The following is an 18,593-nucleotide window of genomic DNA, read 5'->3' as shown; positions in this document are numbered from 1 at the left end:
TCCCAGGTGCGTGCCCTGCTTCCCCAACCAGCAGATCAGGTTGATGACCAGTTCCTGCTTGAGCGCTATTCCAGCGAGCATCGCCCATTCGTTCGTTTCAACTTCGTCAGCAGCATCGACGGAAGTGCCCAGGTTGATGGGCTCTCCAAAGCATTGGGCTCTCCTGGCGATCAGAGGGTTTTCGCACTCTTGCGCCGGCTTGCCGACGTGATCATGGTGGGTGCTGGAACGGTTCGTGCCGAGGGCTACGAAGGCCAGCTCCTGTCCGCGGAGGACATGGCGTGGCGTATCGAGCATGGCCTGCCGCCACAACCCGTGCTGGCGCTCATTTCACGAGGATTGCATCTGGAGCCAACGGCCCCGGTGTTTGCCCAATCCCCGGTTCCGGTTCTGCTTTTCACCAGCGTCCAGGTCACCGACGAACAGCGTCGGTCCTTTGGACCCAATGCCACTCTCGTGCAGGTTTCCGAAACCGAGGGCGGGTGTGATCCGACCGAAATCATCGCATATCTGCATTCCAAGGGATACGGCTTCATCCACGCTGAAGGCGGTCCTCACGTTTTTGGGCAGTTCGCCTCGGCTGGCGCGGTGGATTCGGTTTGCATCAGCTACTCCCCTGTCCTTGTGGCAGGTGATGGCATGAGAATAGCGGTTCACGATCGGCAGGGGTTCCACGCCTTCGAGCTGCATTCCTTGTTTGAAGAGGACAGCATGCTCTTCTGCGACTATCGACTTAGGAAATCAGCTGGATCCCCGCGGGAATAACAGCTAGCTCAAAGGACCCGGCCCCCATGCATTCCCCGTCAGCATAGCTGTCCCGGGATGTCTCGATGCGGGCCCGCGTGAGGTTTGCGCTGACCTTCCATGGATGCGGCGCTCCGGTGAGGATCCTTGCCAGATACGGAAGGACCCGCAGAATATTTGGTCCGCGTACGATAGCCAATTCCGCGGTACCGTCGGTGAAATCAGCATGCGGGAAGAGCTTGATGCCGCCACCAAGGGACTTGATATTCGCGACGCTGGCGGCCAGGACGCTTCCGCTGAATCGCAGCCCGTCGGCCCTCACCCCACTGGGGCATCCGCGCAGCTGGGGAAGGCACAGGATCAAACCGGCGATATACCGCAGTGCTCCCAGCTGCCGCGGCAACGCGTTGGCTTTCGCGTTGACGGTGGCTTCAAATCCCCAGGACACGGCACCCAGTGCATAGCGCGGTGTTCTGCCGGCCTGGTCAAACCGCAGCTCCAGCACGTCAATGGGCATAGTTGCTCCCGGCTGCTTGCAAAACGCAATCACCTTGGCCAAGGATTCTTCTGCATTCGCGTCCCCTGTCATGCGCCAGAAGTCGTTGCCGCTGCCTGCGGGGATGACACCGATGGGAATCGAAGTTCCCGCAACGTGCTGGATGCAGTGGTGGATGAGCCCATCACCGCCAATGATGACGATCGCCCGCGAAGCTCTGAGCTGGTCCCCCACCAGTTCCACGCTCGTCCTTGAAGTATCAACTAACCCATGTTCCAGCCCGAGCTTGCCAAGCGCGTGTGCAAGCTGCTGGGCAAGGCGCATCCCCCGGCCTCGGCCTGAGGCGGGGTGGAAGATGATGCGGATTTCTGCGGTGCGACCAAACGAGCTCATGACCATAGAGATTACCCAGCAACTTGACGCTTCTACAAAGAATTTGCTGGGTTGGATTCGCTAAACTGGGGAACACTGGCCATCCGGTCTTTTTCACCGAGAGGATTCCTCCGTTCAATGAGTACACCAAGCCCATACGAAATTCTTGGTGTCGCGCCTACTGCGAGCATGGAAGATATCAAGGTCGCTTACCGAAGGGCCGCTCGCGCGACCCATCCCGATCTCGGTGGCAGCGAAGAAAAGTTCAAAGAAGTACAGCGCGCTTTCCAGCAGCTCAGCGAGATGGCGTCTCCGCTGGGTTATGAGCAGACCTTCCAGTCTCCGGGCAACGCTCCACGCGCCGGGTTCAGCGCCCGTCCTTTTGACGAGCGCCTGCGCAAGAGCCCTCAGCAGCCCAAGGCGCAGTTGCCCACCGAATATGTTCCACCGTTCTCGGATACGTCTCCTACATTGCTGGACAGAAAAGTCTGTGAGCAGCGCGTTCATGGAGAACCCCGAAAACGCGGTCTGTTCTCCAACCGTGCACGGCTGATCCGCGAGGCGCAGACCATTAACCTGCTTTCCAAGAACGTCCTGAATATCTTGCCAGCTGCCCGTTTGGTCAACGGCCTGCGTTCGCCCGCGTCGGGGCACTACGATCATGTGCTGATTGCCGGTTACCGCATGGCGGTGATCAATACGATGACTCTGCCCGATGGCTACTATTCATTTGATGGCAATGTCTTGCGCCACGGCAATAAGCTGACGCAGCCTCCGCAGTTCTCCATCTCCGGTTTGCAACGGCAATTCATGCAGATGAACGTAGTTGCGTTCACCTTGGTGCTTTCTGCCAACGGCAATCACCACGAACCGGTCATTGAGTACCGGCGCAATGCCGATCCAACACTTGCATCGACTCCGAATGTGCTCAATGCAGCGGGATTGATTCGCGAGTTGAAACTCTTCTTGGGCTCTGGCCCATCGCCGAATGTCGTCGATCGCCTAGCCCTGGCGCAGTTACGTGAAGCGATGTACTAAGGTCAATGGCCTATTTCTTGTTGGTGAGAGCTTAAACTGGTTGAGTGTTTCGTATCGTTTTCAATGCCCCAGAGATCCCGGGTAATTCCGGCAACGCTATCCGACTAGCCGCCATCACCGGCGCAGAACTGCATTTGGTCAAGCCATTAGGCTTCAACTTCGAGGATGCCAACCTGCGTCGCGCAGGATTGGACTACCACGATCTGGCTTACGTCACGGTGCATGAAAATCTTGACGCAGCCTTTGAAGCACTGGGAGAAGGCCGGGTCTTTGCCTTCACATCCGAAGGAACTACTGTCTATTCGGATATCAGCTACGAGGCCAGCGACATCCTGCTCTTCGGCCGTGAATCGGTTGGCTTGAGCGCAGAAGACAAGAAGCATCCGCGCATCAACGACCTGGTCCGCTTGCCGATGCTTCCAGGCCGCCGATCGATGAATCTGGCCAATACCGCTTCGGTGGTAGCCTTCGAAGCTTGGCGCCAGCACGGCTTCGCTGGCGCATAAAGTACCAGCCAGCCCGCGCCACGCATACAGCTTTACCTAATCTTTATAAAGTAGGCTCGAGTCTGTACCCGCAGTTTTCGGGTATTGAACTGTGCCGACTACATTTCGGGAGAATCCAAGACAATGAACGGTAGCCATTCTCAGCACCGCGACGAGCCCCAGGACGAGAACCTGGGTCTAGATCTGGTGAGCCAAGTGGCCAGCAGTTCACGTGCAGCCAAGAAAAAGCCTAAGCGCTGGATCTTCGTTGTCACGGGACTTGCCATCATCGTTGTCCTAGCGGTGGTCATTTTCTCCCTGCTCAATGGAGGCACCAAGGCGTCCAAAGCATCCAAGGCCGATGATGCAGTCACCGAGACCGTCGAATTGAAGAGCGGCGGCCAAGCGGTGCTCAGCTCGTCGAAGTCCGAAAGCGCTGTGGGTGTCGAGCTCTCCGAGCTGCCTGCCCTGGACGGTTCGGAACAGTACGTTGCATGGGCCGTGCATGAGTCCGGCAGCGTCTCCGTGATCGTTTCCAGCACCGGTGAAGATGCCGCGGCTGGGCTGTCTCCAGCTGAAGACGTGATTGCCCTCCACATCACCATTGAGGGATCCAAGATCCCTGACGCTCCATCTGAAGATGCTGAAGCATCGGTCGACCTGCCACTGGCTCAAGACAAGGCAACGGAAGACGAGAGCTAGCAGCTCACCTCTGGCCAGCCAAAAAGTTCGGGGCGAAGATCAATTCTTGATCTTCGCCCCGAACTTTTTCCGGTCTGCTTTGCCTGGATACTCAGAACCCGGCTATCGTGTCGCGGGCGTTCACGGCAACTGCGTGGAATGCTTCGGCAAGCTTGCCCTTTCCCAGCTGGCCACGCTCGGCGTTTTCCTCGCACTGCTGCAAAACGTAGTTTTCCATGGCGGCAACATCCGGGTGCTGGGTGAAGTGCGAACGCAAGGCGTCCATCTTCTTCTCGAAGAATTCGGTGATGTCCACATAGGCGTTCTCGCGTTCCTGCGGAGCCCCGCACAACCAGAGCCAAGGCACCTTGTAGGCTTCCAGTCCTTCGCCATGCAGCAGCTCCGGGTAGGAGAACGGATTCTCCACCGCCGGGTAGATCGCACGGGTGACCGCTTCACCGCAGGCCAGATGGTCTGGGTGCGAGGCCTGTATCCGATCCCACTTGCGCTCCGGGTGCATTGCAATCACGATGGTTGGCTTCACCTGGCGCATCAGCCGGACCACCTTGCGCATGACATCGTGGTTGGCTTCCAGGAAGCCATCGCGTTCGCCAAGGAAGTGGACCGTTTTCACACCCACCTTGGCGGCGGCCTGTTTCTGCTCTTCGTGGCGCAGCTTAGCCGTTTCCTCAGGATCCCGGTCATCAAAACCGCCGGCGTCGCCGTCAGTCATGATGCAATACTGAACCTCTGCCCCCGCCGCGGTCAGGGCCGCTACCGTCCCGGCTGCCCCAAAGTCCAGATCATCGGGATGGGCGCCGAAGGCCAGGACCCGTTGGGCGCCTGCATCAATGAATTGCGCTGTATCGATCATGCCTTGCGACGTCGAATCTCTTCGGCGGCCTGCGGCAGGACCTTGGCCAGGTCACCAACGATACCCAGGTCTGCGATCTCGAACACCGGGGCGTCGACATCCTTGTTGATCGCGATGATGAACTTGCTGGTCTGCATTCCGGCCTTCTGCTGTATGGCTCCCGAGATGCCGGCAGAGATGTACAGCTGCGGTGCGACGGTGGCACCGGTCTGGCCGATCTGCGCATCGTGCGAGATCCAGCCGGCATCGGTAGCTGCACGAGAAGCGCCCACGGCAGCTCCCAGGGCATCGGCAAGGTCTTCAACCGGGCCAAAGTCTCCGTTGACACCACGACCACCAGCAACCACGACGCGCGCTTCGGTCAGGGCAGGTCGATCACTTGCGACTTTCGCCTCCGCCGCAGCAATCCGGACCTTGGCATCGTTGGAGTTCTCCAAAGCCAATTCCTCAACTGCCAAGGCGGTGCTGGAGGCCGCTGGCGTGTCTTCGATGCTGTTCGGCTTCAAGGTGGCAAACAGGGTGCCGTTGGTTGCCCTGGCCTGAACGCTGTAGCTTCCTGCCAGTTCATCCTTGGTAGCTACAAGATCCCCGCTGATGCCAATGATGTCGGTGATAATCGCACCGTTGCGGCGCACAGCCAAACGGGCACCGAGCTCACGGCTGAAATTGTCATTAGCAAGCAAGACCAGTTCGGCGGCAGTAGCCTGCACGGCTGCGTCAAGCACGGAAATTTCGTGCTGGCCGAAAACTGGGGCATCGCCGGAAGCGGTGAATAGCTTCACCACGCCATAGGAAGCGAGAACCTGCTGGGCTTCGTCGCTGACTTGGTTGGCAACGGCCACGGCCGGGTTCTCGAAACCAGAGACCAGGGTCAGCAGTTCGCGCTGGCCTTTGGAGGGAGCCGCGGAAAGCTCAGTGAAAAATACTAGTGCTGAAGGCATGTTCAATATTCCTTAGATCAGCTTCTGTTCGGCCAAGAAATCAACCAAGGCGATACCTGCCTGGCCGCTGTCGTTGATGACCGTTCCGGCTTCGCGCGCAGGGCGGGCTTCAGCTGCGATAACTTCGGTGTTCGAGCCGAGGGCGCCGACCGCGGCTGCATCCAGGCCGATAGCGGCCAGGTCCAGCTCGGTGACAGTCTTCTTCTTGGCAGCCATGATGGCCTTGAAATTCGGGTAGCGCGGCTCGTTGGCCTGGTCGGTGACCGAGAGCACTGCCGGCAGGTTCGCCTTCAGGGTCAAAGTGCGGTCCAGGTGATCGCGCTTAATGGCCAGTTCACGCTGTGCGGCATCGAACTCAACGGCCAGCGCGTGAGTCAGCTGCGCAAAGCCCAGCCGTTCTGCGAGCTGGGCTGGAACAACCGAGGTTTCAGCGTCGGTCGAGGACATCCCGGTAATAACCAGGTCCACGTTGCCGGCATGCTCAACCAGCGCCGCAAGCGCTTTCGACGTGGCGATGGTGTCGGAACCGGCCAAGGCGTCATCGTTCAGATGCAGCCCTGAGCTGGCACCCATCTGCAGGGCCTTCTTGACGGAGTTGCCCGATCCCTTGCCGCCCATGGTCGCGGCGATGACTTCATGCCCGGCGGCGAATCCGCCGTTGGCTTCCACGATGGAAACAGCAGCTTCCACGGCGTATTCGTCAAGTTCGGAGAGTACTGATTCTGCACGGTCAAGGCGCAGCGTTCCCGAATCGATATGACGGTCAAATTGAACATCTGGGACGTGTTTGACCAGGACCACTATTTTCAGTGGAGTGGTGCTTTCCTCGCTCATTCGCGCCTTCCTACGAGCTTCGATGCCCGCACCGGTGCGGGGCACCGGGGCAGGCTAATTCCTTCAGTGTCTATCGTATCGACACAATGCAGTTCACTGGGTGTTTATCGCTCTCAGATCAACAAGTGACGCGGGCTAGTCGATCACCAGCCCGCGTCACTTGTTTCACAGCGTCATCATGACGATTTGTTTAGTTATTTGACAGCGCTCCGACAGTTGCTGTTGCGGTCTGTTCCTTGCCATTGCGAAGGTAGCTGATTTCCACTTCTCCCCCGGCTGGAATCTCGCGGATGGCCGCGGTCACGGTCTGCGAGTCCTGGACTGCACGGCCGTTGACGCCGGTGATCACGTCACCGGACTTCAGTCCGGCCTTATCAGCTGCCGAGTCAGGGCTAATTTCAACAACGCGGGCACCCACCGAGAACGCCGAAGCGTTCTGCTGGTTGGATCCAGCTGCTCCCTGCGGGGTCACCGTGGCTCCGAGCAGGCCGTGGGTAGCCACGCCGTTATCGATCAGTTCCTGGGCAACACGCTTTGCATAGTCGATAGGGATCGCGAAGCCCACGCCAATCGATCCGCCTTCTTCGCTGTTGCCTGCCGAGGCAATAGCAACGTTGACACCGATGATTTCACCATTGGCGTTGACCAATGCGCCGCCGGAATTGCCGTGGTTGATCGCCGCGTCAGTCTGGATGACGTTTACGTAGATCGAACCGCTTGAACGCTGCTGCTCTTGTTCCTGTCCCGGGAACTGGAAGTTGAATTGGTTGCCATCCCCGCCCTCGCTCTGGTCGCTTTCCTTCGGAACGGCCGAAGAAGCGATGGAGATGGTGCGGTTCAAGGTGGAAATGATGCCGTCGGTGACGGTGCCGCTTAGACCCAGCGGTGCGCCGATGGCGACAGCGGTATCCCCGACATTCAGCTCGGCCGAGGAACCCACGGTGGCAGGTACTAGGCCGTCGGCCTGGATATTAATGACTGCCAGGTCCGATAGAGGATCTGTGCCTACCACGGTGGCACTATGCACCGAACCGTCGTTCATCTGGACCGAAATTTTGGGATTGGCAACTTCGCCACCCAGGGTAACCACGTGGGTGTTGGTCAGAATATTGCCCTTGTCGTCCATGACGATGCCCGATCCGGAACCGCCCGAACCGTTGCCGGAAACCTCGATGGTCACCACGCTTGGGCTTGCCTTGGCGGCAGCGGCGGTGACTTCGGTGACCTTGTCCGGGTTGTTGATCACCACGCCCTCACGCGGCGAACTGCTCACCGAGGAAGACCCCGCGTCGTCATTCATCAGGTAGGTCGTGCCAGCGGCAGTGACGCCACCTACCAAGGCCGCGGCAATCATTCCGGCGATGAGCGTGCTGCCAGAGAAGGACTTCTTGTCCTTGGAAGGCTTCTCGGGCGGGATCGGGTAATTCGCAGGCTCGTTGGACGGAGGGCCGTAAGGGGAACCGTAGGGAGAGCCGTTCTGGACTTGCTGGGCGTCGGAATGCTGTCCGTGGGAGTGGGCCGCGTTCTGCGTTCTGTCAACGGACGGCGCGGGGTAAACGCTGGTTGGATTCTCGCTGGCGCTTGGAGCCTGATTCACTCGCGGGTAGCGCACCGTAGGTTCGGCCGAAGCAATTGGGTCGTTATTGGTGTCGTTAATTGGCTCTGCTGAATCGCCCGCATCGTTCCCACGTGGCTCATTCGGTGTCTGGCTCATGGCTTGCCTCTTTCGAACTGTCGAATCTCTTGAGTTCTATTATCCAACTCTGGTCTGTGGCATCGAATTGTGGTGTCTGAGCACCGGCTGTGAGTTAACTATTCTGCCAGCTGAATGTCGTAGACGTTGTTCATTAGGGCAAATAGAATCAATCATAAGTGTGAACCCAATCTCGGGGATCACCAGATCGGGATTCTCCCGATTTTAGATTGACTGATGCATTTCAGGTGGGGAACAAGACATGCGTATGAAAGCTCGACGGCTGATTGCTGGAGCAATATTGGCAACGGTAGCCTCTTTCGGCTTATCGGCACCTGCGATGGCTGAATCGCCTGTAACGATTCCACCTGGCGACTTCGTCGTCGATTCTTCAGGCGTGCTCGGCTCCGACGAAACGCGTTTGGAATCCGAAATTAAGGAACTTCGCAGCAATACCGGACTAAACCTGTTTGCGATATTCGTCGACGAGTTCTCCAACCCAGACCAGGCAGATCAATGGGCCGCCGAAGTTGCCAACCAAAAGGGTTTGGGCAGCGCTGACTCCATCCTGGTGGTGGCAACCGAGACCCGCCAAGCATATTTTGCTGGCGCCGAAGGCGGTCCGATTGCCAAAGCCGATACTGAAATCTACAGCAGCCAAATCAGCCCGGCACTCAGTGAGAAAAACTGGGCCGGTGCAGTCGAGGGGGCCATCGCTGGCATGCGCAGCGTTGAAGGTGGAGGCAGCCCAGATGGTTCATCCTCTGGCGGTGGTTTCCTAACCGTCGTACTGGCCATTGGTGCCGTTGCTGTGGTTGGGTTCCTTTTCCTTTCACGGCGCAGCAAGAAGAAGACCGCGCAACTCGGCCAGAGCCAAGGCCAACACCCAGGACAGTACGGCGCCCCTGCTCCGCAGCAGCAACTGGTCCCCCTGGACAAGCTCCGTTTGCAGGCAGACCAATTGCTGGTGGCTGCAGATGACTCGATCCGTTCTTCGCAGCAAGAATTGGGCTTCGCCGAAGCACAATACGGCAAGCAGGCTGTCCAGGTCTATGTGGAGGATATTGAACAAGCCAAGAACCACCTGACTGAATCTTTCCGCCTGCAGCAGCAGTTGGATGACGATATCCCCGATACCGAGCAAGATCAGCGTTCATGGTTGAATGAAATCATCGACCGTTGCAAGAAGGTCAACAGTTCCCTGCAGGCCCATGCTGACGAGTTCAAGCAATTGCGCCAGCTGGAGCAGAATGCCGAGGATCGCATTACTGAGGTATCGGCGAACCAGGAACCGCTCAACCAGAGGCTGTCGGCCCGCGTGGCAGACTTGGAACGCCTTGCCGGCCAATATGACGCCAGCGCAGTATCGCAGATCAAGGACAACGCCGACCAGGCCGCCGAGCGCCTGACCTTTGCTTCTTCCGCCTTGAAGCAGGCATCAGAGAAACTGGCCACTGACCGATCCAATGCCGCGATCTTGATCCAGAATGCGGAAGAAGCCCACGACCAGGCCGATGTGCTGCTCAAGGCCATCAACAAGGCTGGCGAAGCCTTGGGGCAGGCCCAGCAAGACTTGAAGTCCGCAATCGCGCTGGCCGAACGCGACCTGGCTCAAGCGAACGCCTTCGTTGGCAACGGAGCAAATCCCCGCCTTTCCAGCGCCGCGGCCGGTGTCGAAAGCACTCTGGCGAATACCAAGCAAGCACTGAGCAGCGGCAAATACAACCCGCTGGCTTTGATCACCCAGCTCGATGAGTCCGTTCGCCCGCTTTCAGAAGCTCTTTCAAGTACGCGTAACCAGGCTCAGCAGGAACAATCAGCCCGTGCACAACTGGATTCGTTGCTGCACACCGCAGCGTCGCGCATCAGCGGTACCGACGATTACATCCGTGCCCGTCGCGGCGGCGTCCGCTCTTCAGCTCGAACCCGCCTTGCTGAGGCGCAGCGCACCTTCGATGAGGCGCGCTCGCTTTCTGGCAGCGATCCGCTGCGTGCTGTAGGTTCCGCACAGCGTGCCATTCAGCTAGCTGACCAAGCTGCGCAGATGGCCGAAAGCGACGTCAGCGGATTCGACGGCTTCGGCGACTCGCGCGGTTACGGGAACTACGGCCGTGGCCGCGGGGGCGGGATGTTTGATGGCATCGGTGGCGCGATGCTCGGAGGCATCCTGATCAATACCATCCTCGGCGGCGGAGGCCATGGCGGTCATTCCGATGGCGGCGACGGTGGAGGTTTCTTTGGCGGGGGCGGCTTCGGTGGCTTCGGCGGCGGCGGAGGCGGCTTTGGAGGAGGTGACCTCGGAGGCGGAGGAGGCGGCAACTTCTAGCTTGCCGGACCAGTTTCACCAGAAGGTTTCAAGTTCATAGTGTTTTCTTGACGGACAGAAAGGTCCAACCATGATCAAGCAGTCAATCTTCGGACGCATTTCCCAGTTGGCCAAGGCCAATATCAATGCAATGCTCGACTCAGCTGAAGATCCCCAGAAAATGATGGATCAGATGGTGCGCGACTACAACGACAATATTGCTGAAGCAGAGCAGGCGATTGCCCAGACCATCGGCAACTTGCGCATGCTGGAAGACGACTTCCGCGAAGACGAGCAGGCAGCTTCCGAGTGGGGCAACAAGGCTCTGGCAGCATCCAACAAGGCAGAAGAGTTCCGTGTTGCAGGCAATGCCGATGATGCCTCGAAGTTCGACAACTTGGCTAAGGTCGCCATCCAGCGCCAGATGCAGGCCGAGTCCGAGATGAAGACCGCCGAGCCGACGATCGCTTCGCAACGCGAGATCGTGGACAAGCTCAAAAGCGGCTTGAACATGATGAAGGAAAAGCGTACCGAACTGGCAAGCAAGCGCGACGAGCTGGTCGCCCGTTCCAAGTCGGCACACGCTCAAAACCAGGTCAATGAAGCCATCAAGTCCGTGAACATCATGGATCCGTCCAGCGAAATTGGTCGCTTCGAAGAAAAGGTTCGTCGCGAAGAAGCCCGCGTTCGCGGTGCTGCAGAATTGCAGGCATCAAGCCTGGACTCCCAGTTCGAGTCTCTGGAAGATCTGGGTGAGCAGACCGAGGTGGAAGCCCGTCTGGCCGCTCTGAAGGCCAAACAAACCGATGCTTTGGAGAGCTAAACTTTCTGCTCTCTGAACTGTGTCAATTGGCTGGCAGTGCGAAAGCATTGCCAGCCAACTTCTTTAATGCTTAAACCAAAAGCGGAGACCCTTCCGGATCTCCGCTTCCACTTTCGTGGCGGGGAGAGGATTTGAACCTCTGACCTCCGGGTTATGAGCCCGGCGAGCTACCGAACTGCTCCACCCCGCGTCGGTAAATACAACATTACCAATCAGTGAATGACTTGGCCAATCCTGGGATAGTGCATTGCGTCACCAAGAGACCCCTGGCTCATGAAGCGGGGAAATCGCCCCACTCCCCACGGCATCTCCACAGGGTCAAGCGAAAGCTTTTCAGGACCATCCGGCGGGCTCGAAACAAAATCAACGCCATGGGTCCGCTGCCTGTCCGCCTCGGCCCAGTGAATGCGGACATATTAGTTGCTCCCCCATCGGGAAGTCGATCATGTGCCTACTGGCGCTTGGCCACGCTCACCCGTTGGCGCCGTCCTGAGAAATCCAATTAAACCAAAAACGGAGACCCTTCCGGATCTCCGTTTCCACTTTCGTGGCGGGGAGAGGATTTGAACCTCTGACCTCCGGGTTATGAGCCCGGCGAGCTACCGAACTGCTCCACCCCGCGTCGGTAAATACAACATTACCAATCAGTGAATGACTTGGCCAATCCTGGGATAGTGCATTGCATCACCAGGACACCCCCGGCTCGCGAAGCGGGGGCAACCGCCCAACTCTGCACAGGCTCTCCCCCGGATGAAGGGAAAGCTTTTCAGACCCATCCGGCGAGCTTGAATAAAAATAAAGGGCTATAGGCAATAAAGTGTGTCTGAAAACCTGATCCTGCCCCGGACAGCCGGGGCAGGATCAAGGTTCACATGGGTATTGAATCCATAAGTGTGAAGCTTACTGGACAATCCCATACTTGTATTATCTGTCATTCCCGACTGAAGAAAAACGGAACCACCTCCAAAGGAACCCAGCGCTGGCGCTGCATCACCTGCAATGCCAGCACCGTTTTCAAACGCGAAGACACCACCGCCCGCAACCAACTCACCGGCTTCGTCACCTGGCTGATGAGCAAACATTCCCAAGCCGAATTCGGCGGCGGAACCGGCCGCACCTTCCGGCATCAGACCGCTTGGTGCTGGAACGTGCACCCCTACCTGCATCACACCGGCGAAGTCTTCGACGAGATCCAAGTCGACGGCATCTATCTGCGCCAAGGCTGGTGCCTGCTGATCGCCATCGCTCACGGACGTGTCATCGGATGGCAGTGGTGCGACCGCGAAAAAGCCGAGGCCTGGACCGTGTTGCTGCAGCATTTCCCCGGACCGAAAGTCGTGGTGACCGACGGCGGATCAGGCCTGATGAAAGCGCTCAAAGAGTTCTGGCCGAACGTGAAAATTCAACGCTGCTTGGTGCATATCCAGCGCAACGTGCGCACCTACCTGACCCTGAATCCGCGTTTGCCTGCAGGGAAGTCATTAAGTCGATTGAGCCTGAAACTCACGAAAATCCGGACGCAGGAAGCCGCAGCAGAATGGATTGCCGCCTTCGCTGCGTGGCATGCCGAAAACCACGAGCTGATCAATGAACGCACCTACGCTGCTGACTGGTCCGGTGCCTGGCCGCGGGGCCTGCGACGCAACCGCAAGTGGTGGTACACCCACGATCGGCTACGCAGCGCCTACGAGTCCATGAATAACGCCCTGCGACGCGGGCACCTGTTCACCTACCTGGATACAGATCTGAACGGCTTGGGGATCAACGCGACGACGAACATGATTGAAGGTGCGGTGAACTCCGGCATCCGGGCCATGATTTTCTATCACCGAGGGATGCCCATTGAGCATCGCCGGCGGGCGTGCGAGTGGTTCTGCTGGACGCATGCGGATGACGGGAACCACCCGGCCTTGCGGACACTGTTGCGCCCGGAGCATTACACTCCCGAAGCGAAGAAGAAGGCGCAGCACATAGTTGATGAAGCACCAATCGGCCCGGAGCTTTATGGCACTGGCGCCAGCACTGAGGATGGGCAATTCATTCGCAGTGAGTGGATGAGGAATATCTACTAGAGCAGGGTTTTAAGGTTGTCTGGCCCGGGAACACGCCCGGGTCAGACACACTTTATTGCCTATAGCCCAAAATAAACGCCACGGTCGCCCATTGGCGCAGGCCTGAGAAGTCCGGTTAAACCAAAAACGGAGACCCTTCCGGATCTCCGTTTCCACTTTCGTGGCGGGGAGAGGATTTGAACCTCTGACCTCCGGGTTATGAGCCCGGCGAGCTACCGAACTGCTCCACCCCGCGTCGGTAAATACAACATTACCAACTGGTGAACTCAATAGCGAATCGAAAAGAGTGTCCTTAATCGCACTACGCCTAAATGTCCGACCTGATCCGAATTATCCTTTGGTTATATCCAGATGCCTCGGCCCGGCGTTACCCGGGTTTCAAAGACCCCAGGGGTCTTCCGCCGCATGATTGCACACTCCGGCGGGTAGCCCGTCGCCACAAGGTGCCTGAGAGTCTGCTGCGATCACCCTAGCCCGCTCAGGGGAAGATTCTCGGGCCTTCCAGCGCCCGGGGCCCTGCGGTAGGCCTGGAACTGCGTCAGCCTTCGGCCCCAACTTACACATATGCCGGCGACCGCCCCCTTCCCGTACATGGGTTGACGGCAGTTCCCGCATCAATTCACGGGTACTGATCCGGCAACGGGCAACTTGCAGATTAACGCAAAATGGAGATCCGTTAGGATCTCCATTTTGCCATTCGTGGCGGGGGCAAGATTTGAACTTGCGACCTCCGGGTTATGAGCCCGGCGAGCTACCGAACTGCTCCACCCCGCGATGACTAGACAATTCTTGCATCATCGCGGAGTGAAAGCAAATCGGTCAGCTGATGCTAGTGCTTAGCCTTCAGCACCGTCCTGGGGTGCTGGCGATTGGGCTGCGTCCTGATTTTGTCCGTCGTCCAGTTTCACATCCCCGTCAACCTCGGTGCCGTTGATGGCCGCATCTGCGTCCATCGCGCGGGTCAAGGCATCCTCCAACTGCTTCTGCGATTCGCCGTAGGCTCCGAAGTCACTCTTGGCCAGCGCTTCCTGGCCATTCTTGATGGCTTCATTCGCATCAGCCAGAGCTTCGGAGAGCTTCTGGGTATCAGTCTTGGTTGGTTCCTTCTCGCCCTTTGGATCATCCTCTGGCGTAACGCCTTCGGTCTCACCAGTCACTGCACCGGACTCACCGCCGAAGACCTCATCCAGTGCTTCAGCCAAGGTATCGGCGAAGCCAACCTTGTCGCCGAAGGAAACCAGGACCTTACGCAAGGTCGGGTAGCTGGTCTGTCCCGAGGACTGAACGTAGACCGGCTGAACGTAGAGGATACCGCCGCCAACTGGCAGCGACAGCAGGTTGCCGTTCTTGACCTCCGAAGCACCCTGACGCAGCAGGTTCAATTCAGTGGTCACGCGTGTGTTGGTATCGAAGTTCTGCTGTGCTTGGCCTGGGCCAGGAACCGCAGTATCTCGTGGCAGCTCGAGCAGGCGCAGCTTGCCGTAGTCTTCGGCCTTCGCCCCAGGTTCGGAGCCGGCATCGGCGTTGGCCGAAAGGAAGCCGAAGAGCACGTTGCGCTGCTGGCCGTTGGCCGCGGCAGCAGGGATAAACGTCGAGGTCAGCGAGAACGACGCTTCATCCTGGGTCGGCATCTTCAAGGACATGAAGTATGGCGGCTGCTTCACGCCAGCGGCGGATGAGGTCGGATCATCCGGCACAGCCCACGCGTCGTTGGACTCGTAGAACGCGTCCGGGTTGTCCACGTGGTAGGTGGTTAGCACTTCGCGCTGCACCTTGAACATGTCCTCAGGGTAACGTACGTGCTCCATCAACTCAGCCGACATGTCATCCAACGGGTTCAATGCCGTAGGGAAGACCTTCTGCCAGGACTGCAGGATCGGGTCTTCGGTGTCCCAGGCGTAAAGCTTGACCGTTCCGTCATAGGCGTCGACGGTGGCCTTCACCGAGTTGCGCAGGTAGTTCACGCGGCCGGTCAAAGACAGGTCCTGCGCATTAGTCAGCGAGTCGGTCACTGCCGAGTCCAATTGCTGCTGCTGCGAATACGGGAAGTCGTTGGAGGTGGTGTAGCCATCGATGATCCACTGCACGCGGCCATCAATGATGGCAGGGTACGCCTGGGAATCCAGCGTCAGGTACGGAGCAACCTTGCTCACGCGATCGCGAGGATCACGATCGTAGAGGATCTGCGATTCGCTATTGACGTTCTGTGAGAGCAAGAGGTCAGTGGAGGCGAACTTCAGTGCGTAGACCAAGCGGTTGAACATGTTGCCAACGTTCGGACCGCCATCGCCCTGGAAGGTATAGCGGGTGTCTTGGTTCTCGCCACCGGTACCTGGACGGTCAAGTTCCTGGTCGGTCCATCCCTCATCCGGCCCGCCGACAATGGAGTAGGACGGAGAATTCTCACCGAAGTAGATCCGCGGCTCGTAATCCTCGTCGGTAATCAAATCACCGGAGGTCGGGATGCCACCGAGCATGAAGTCCGGACGACCACCGGCAGCCACGCGGTTACCATAGGCAGCCACCAGGCCGTAGCCATGGGTGTAGTTGATGTGCTGGTTCACCCACGTGTCGGTTGGGTCCACGTTCACTTCACGGGCGGCAATAACGGTATCTTCCACCTTGCCGTCGATCTCGTAACGGTCGACGTTAAGGGTCTCGGCGAAGGTGTAGTAGCCGCGGAACTGCTGCAGCTGCGCGAAAGCAGCCGAAACCAGGTTTGGATCCAGCAGGCGGATATTCGCGGTGGTTGAGGTTTCCTCGGCCAGCGCATTCTTCTCAGTCGAGATCTTCGCATCGTAGTCAGTAACTTCGACATCGTCGAGACCGAAAGCCAAGCGCGTCATTTCGATGTTGCGCTCAATATAGTCGCTCTCCAACGCCCTTTGGGAAGGGACCACCTTGTACTGCTGGATCAGGAACGGGTAGACGCCGCTGGCAACGATCATCGTTGCTACCAGCATGGCGGTGCCGATCAATGGCAAACGCCAGCGACCGTTGATTGCCGCAATCACGAAGGTGATGGCGATAAGGACTGCCACAATGGCCAGAATCATCTGTGCAGGGATGACAGCGTGGACATCCTTGTACAGTGCACCGGCGACACGGCCGGACTGGTCGGTGAGGGTCTCGTACTGGCCGATCCAGAAGTTCACAGCCTGGAAGATCAAGAAGACTCCGACAACAACTGCGGTGTGCACCCGAGCGGCCTTGCCAACGGTTATGCCGCCACGCTCTTCAACGCGGATTCCGCCGTAGAGGTAGTGGGTCAGCAGACCAGCCACGCCGCTGAGCAGCACGACCGAGATCAGGAAGCCGTTGACCAGTGCGATGAATGGAAGGGAGAAAACGAAGAAGCCCAGATCCATGTTGAACTGGGGGTCAGTGCTACCGAAACCGACCTGGTTGAAGAACAGCAAGATGGTCTGCCACTGTCCGGCCACGGCAACGGCAGCGAAAATGCCGATCACCAATGGAATGCCAACCATCAGGAATCGGCGGACTGGTTCCAGCTGGGCCTGGTAGCGCGACATGGAATCAGGTCGGGTCGAGTTTGGCGCATAGACAGGGCGGTGCTTGTAGGCACTGCGCATCGAGAACCACATTGGAACCGCCATCAGCACCAAAGCGATCAGGAAGATCACTAATTTGGAGATCCGCTCAGTCCAGTAGACCTCGGAGAAACCCAGCTGGTTGAACCAGAGGATATCAGCGTAGAAATTCGACAAGAAAACGAAGACTGCGACGAGAATGACCACCGCGAAGATGGTCAGGGTCAGCGGCGAGGCTTTCTTGCCCGAAGGGTTGGAAGGTCGTTGTGGTTCTTGGGGCCGCGGCGGACCCCCGAACGGACTATCCGATCCGAAAGACACTATCTATTCCTTACTTTGGGTTCTTCCCGTTGTTCCCAACAAGAGAACTCGTGTACCTAATTCTTGTACGGGCGTTGTGTACGAGACTGGTTTCCTTGCATCACATTCTTCCCTTGATGCCCGGCTAAATCTATTCGCATGTCGTGAAAGTCGCCGGGTCTTCACCTGCGGCGATCTTCTCCAATGCCTGGCGAGCTTCTGACAGGGTTGCAACCTTGATGACATCCAGTCCGGCAGGAATACGCCCTATGGCTTCAGCGCAGTTGTCTGATGGGGCCAAGAAGACGGTTGCTCCGGCATTCTTCGCCGCCACCATCTTCTGGGCGATTCCACCGATTGGACCGACCTTGCCATCGGCTGAAATCTCACCGGTACCTGCGATGTGGTGGTCTCCCGCCAATGAGCCTTCCGTCAGGCGGTCAATGATCGCCAAGGCAAACATCATGCCGGCGCTGGGACCGCCAACATTTTCCAACCCGAAGCTCACATCGATAGGGAACTCGTATTCGTTGCCCAGGAAGACACCCAACTGGCGTTCGCCATTCTCGGCTTCCTTGGTGTTCACAGTGACATCTACGTCGCTGTAGACGCCATGCTTATCCGGTCTGCCAACGGTCAAGATTGCTGGTTCTGCACCGCGGGAATTCAGTTCTTCCTTCAGCTGTTCCAACGAAGTGATCTTCTCTCCTTCGAATTTCAGAAGGCGATCCTTGGGCTCAAGCACTTTTTCATTCGTGCCGGTGGAGAACTCAGCGACCGTAAGCCACTCGGTAAAGCCCTGATCCAGCTCGGCCAAAGCCGCTGCCACAGCCGAGTCCTGCGATGAAGTCATCATGAAATCATTTTGTTCATTCTTCTCTTCTGAAGAGACACCACGAGAAATGATGGTTTCTTCAGGAACTAGATCCTTGGCCGGATTGACCAATGCTTCAAGTACGACAGGTATGGTGATTCGGTTCTGCCCGCCACCCTGGACGTAAATGGTCAACAGATCCAAGACGCTCTCCGAAGGGTATGACTGGGCTCCCTTGATGGAGACCACATCGTGCCCGTTGTCCTCGCCAAGAGTGTTAAACACTGGGCCAGGAGACCGGATCATGAAATTCGTCGGGAGAAACATCATGACGCCGATCAGGAGGAGCGCAACGACGCCGGAGCTGGTGCGTTTCATGGTTTTGGAACCTCGCGGAGTGCGGCTGGAATCGCCTGGCTCCAAAGTCGAGTCTTGTGGTTCCTGTACGTGCACTGATCCTGCTCCCGCCAACTGTCAAAAAATACGCGGATCCGTCCTTGCAGACATCCCCACCCTTAGCCTACTGAAGCCCTGGGTTTAAAAGCATCAGCATCAAGGCGTATTCGATGT

14 protein-coding genes and 4 tRNA genes are annotated in these 18,593 nt (G+C 58.0%); 7 read left to right on the top strand and 11 right to left on the bottom strand.

The window, feature by feature from the left end; translation table 11 throughout:
* The first annotated feature begins 6 nt into the window (after nucleotides 1-6).
* Nucleotides 7-765 (top strand): pyrimidine reductase family protein, encoded by a 759-nt coding sequence (locus ACP3TE_RS14180; protein ID WP_105661497.1) that lies wholly within the window; start codon nucleotides 7-9, stop codon nucleotides 763-765.
* Here the strand turns inward: ACP3TE_RS14180 and ACP3TE_RS14175 are convergent.
* Nucleotides 734-1,633 carry a diacylglycerol/lipid kinase family protein gene (locus tag ACP3TE_RS14175; protein WP_166650798.1) on the bottom strand — a complete coding sequence of 300 codons (900 nt, stop codon included), beginning with the start codon at nucleotides 1,631-1,633 and terminating at the stop codon, nucleotides 734-736. The two genes, ACP3TE_RS14180 and ACP3TE_RS14175, sit on opposite strands and share 32 nt — an antisense overlap.
* A 51-nt stretch (nucleotides 1,634-1,684) precedes the next feature.
* Here ACP3TE_RS14175 and ACP3TE_RS14170 point away from each other — a divergent pair, with 51 nt between their 5' ends.
* From ACP3TE_RS14170 to ACP3TE_RS14160, 3 genes are all read left to right on the top strand, one after another.
* Nucleotides 1,685-2,650: a J domain-containing protein gene (locus tag ACP3TE_RS14170; RefSeq protein ID WP_146112240.1), complete on the top strand. Its 966-nt coding sequence runs from the start codon at nucleotides 1,685-1,687 to the stop codon at nucleotides 2,648-2,650.
* 44 nt (nucleotides 2,651-2,694) lie between these two features.
* Nucleotides 2,695-3,156 (top strand): tRNA (cytidine(34)-2'-O)-methyltransferase, encoded by a 462-nt coding sequence (locus ACP3TE_RS14165; RefSeq protein ID WP_105656838.1) that lies wholly within the window; start codon nucleotides 2,695-2,697, stop codon nucleotides 3,154-3,156.
* Between the two features lie 123 nt (nucleotides 3,157-3,279).
* Nucleotides 3,280-3,837, top strand: coding sequence for a hypothetical protein (locus ACP3TE_RS14160; protein ID WP_426733971.1), 558 nt, complete (start codon nucleotides 3,280-3,282; stop codon nucleotides 3,835-3,837).
* Nucleotides 3,838-3,928: 91 nt separating this feature from the next.
* Here the strand turns inward: ACP3TE_RS14160 and ACP3TE_RS14155 are convergent, their stop codons facing one another.
* From ACP3TE_RS14155 to ACP3TE_RS14140, 4 genes are all read right to left on the bottom strand, one after another.
* The gene (locus ACP3TE_RS14155) at nucleotides 3,929-4,690 is read right to left on the bottom strand and encodes a PIG-L deacetylase family protein (RefSeq protein ID WP_332728058.1); all 762 of its coding nucleotides are present in this window, start codon (nucleotides 4,688-4,690) and stop codon (nucleotides 3,929-3,931) included.
* On the bottom strand, nucleotides 4,687-5,631 hold the full coding sequence (locus tag ACP3TE_RS14150) for an electron transfer flavoprotein subunit alpha/FixB family protein (RefSeq protein WP_332485957.1): 945 nt from the start codon (nucleotides 5,629-5,631) through the stop codon (nucleotides 4,687-4,689). Before ACP3TE_RS14150 ends, ACP3TE_RS14155 begins: the two co-directional genes overlap by 4 nt.
* A 12-nt stretch (nucleotides 5,632-5,643) precedes the next feature.
* On the bottom strand, nucleotides 5,644-6,465 hold the full coding sequence (locus ACP3TE_RS14145) for an electron transfer flavoprotein subunit beta/FixA family protein (RefSeq protein ID WP_332498157.1): 822 nt from the start codon (nucleotides 6,463-6,465) through the stop codon (nucleotides 5,644-5,646).
* Between the two features lie 190 nt (nucleotides 6,466-6,655).
* The gene (locus tag ACP3TE_RS14140; RefSeq protein ID WP_105656842.1) at nucleotides 6,656-8,179 is read right to left on the bottom strand and encodes a S1C family serine protease; all 1,524 of its coding nucleotides are present in this window, start codon (nucleotides 8,177-8,179) and stop codon (nucleotides 6,656-6,658) included.
* A gap of 319 nt (nucleotides 8,180-8,498) precedes the next feature.
* Between ACP3TE_RS14140 and ACP3TE_RS14135 the strand changes: the two genes are divergently transcribed.
* Together ACP3TE_RS14135 and ACP3TE_RS14130 are read left to right on the top strand one after the other, a co-directional pair.
* Nucleotides 8,499-10,484 carry a TPM domain-containing protein gene (locus ACP3TE_RS14135; protein ID WP_426733968.1) on the top strand — a complete coding sequence of 662 codons (1,986 nt, stop codon included), beginning with the start codon at nucleotides 8,499-8,501 and terminating at the stop codon, nucleotides 10,482-10,484.
* A 70-nt stretch (nucleotides 10,485-10,554) separates the two neighbouring features.
* Nucleotides 10,555-11,286, top strand: coding sequence for a PspA/IM30 family protein (locus ACP3TE_RS14130; RefSeq protein ID WP_105656844.1), 732 nt, complete (start codon nucleotides 10,555-10,557; stop codon nucleotides 11,284-11,286).
* A 116-nt stretch (nucleotides 11,287-11,402) separates the two neighbouring features.
* On the opposite strand, the gene ACP3TE_RS14125 is transcribed toward ACP3TE_RS14130, so the two are convergent.
* Nucleotides 11,403-11,476, bottom strand: a tRNA-Met gene (locus tag ACP3TE_RS14125).
* A 358-nt stretch (nucleotides 11,477-11,834) separates the two neighbouring features.
* A tRNA-Met gene (locus ACP3TE_RS14120) sits at nucleotides 11,835-11,908 on the bottom strand.
* A gap of 250 nt (nucleotides 11,909-12,158) precedes the next feature.
* On the opposite strand from ACP3TE_RS14120, the gene ACP3TE_RS14115 reads away from it, so the two are divergent.
* Nucleotides 12,159-13,358, top strand: coding sequence for an IS1249 family transposase (locus ACP3TE_RS14115; RefSeq protein WP_426733966.1), 1,200 nt, complete (start codon nucleotides 12,159-12,161; stop codon nucleotides 13,356-13,358).
* A gap of 161 nt (nucleotides 13,359-13,519) precedes the next feature.
* On the opposite strand, the gene ACP3TE_RS14110 is transcribed toward ACP3TE_RS14115, so the two are convergent.
* The 4 genes from ACP3TE_RS14110 to ACP3TE_RS14095 form a co-directional block, all read right to left on the bottom strand.
* Nucleotides 13,520-13,593, bottom strand: a tRNA-Met gene (locus ACP3TE_RS14110).
* Between the two features lie 465 nt (nucleotides 13,594-14,058).
* Nucleotides 14,059-14,132 (bottom strand) — tRNA-Met (locus ACP3TE_RS14105).
* 62 nt (nucleotides 14,133-14,194) lie between these two features.
* Complete coding sequence (locus ACP3TE_RS14100; RefSeq protein WP_105657496.1) at nucleotides 14,195-17,230, bottom strand: UPF0182 family protein; 3,036 nt, start codon at nucleotides 17,228-17,230, stop codon at nucleotides 14,195-14,197.
* A 130-nt stretch (nucleotides 17,231-17,360) separates the two neighbouring features.
* A complete protein-coding gene (locus ACP3TE_RS14095; protein WP_146112270.1) occupies nucleotides 17,361-18,401 on the bottom strand; it encodes a S16 family serine protease in 1,041 nt (346 codons plus the stop codon).
* Nucleotides 18,402-18,593: the final 192 nt, after the last annotated feature.

This window comes from Glutamicibacter sp. 2E12, assembly GCF_050030965.1.
GTDB lineage: Bacteria > Actinomycetota > Actinomycetes > Actinomycetales > Micrococcaceae > Glutamicibacter.
This window is presented reverse-complemented; position numbering and strand designations above follow the sequence as displayed.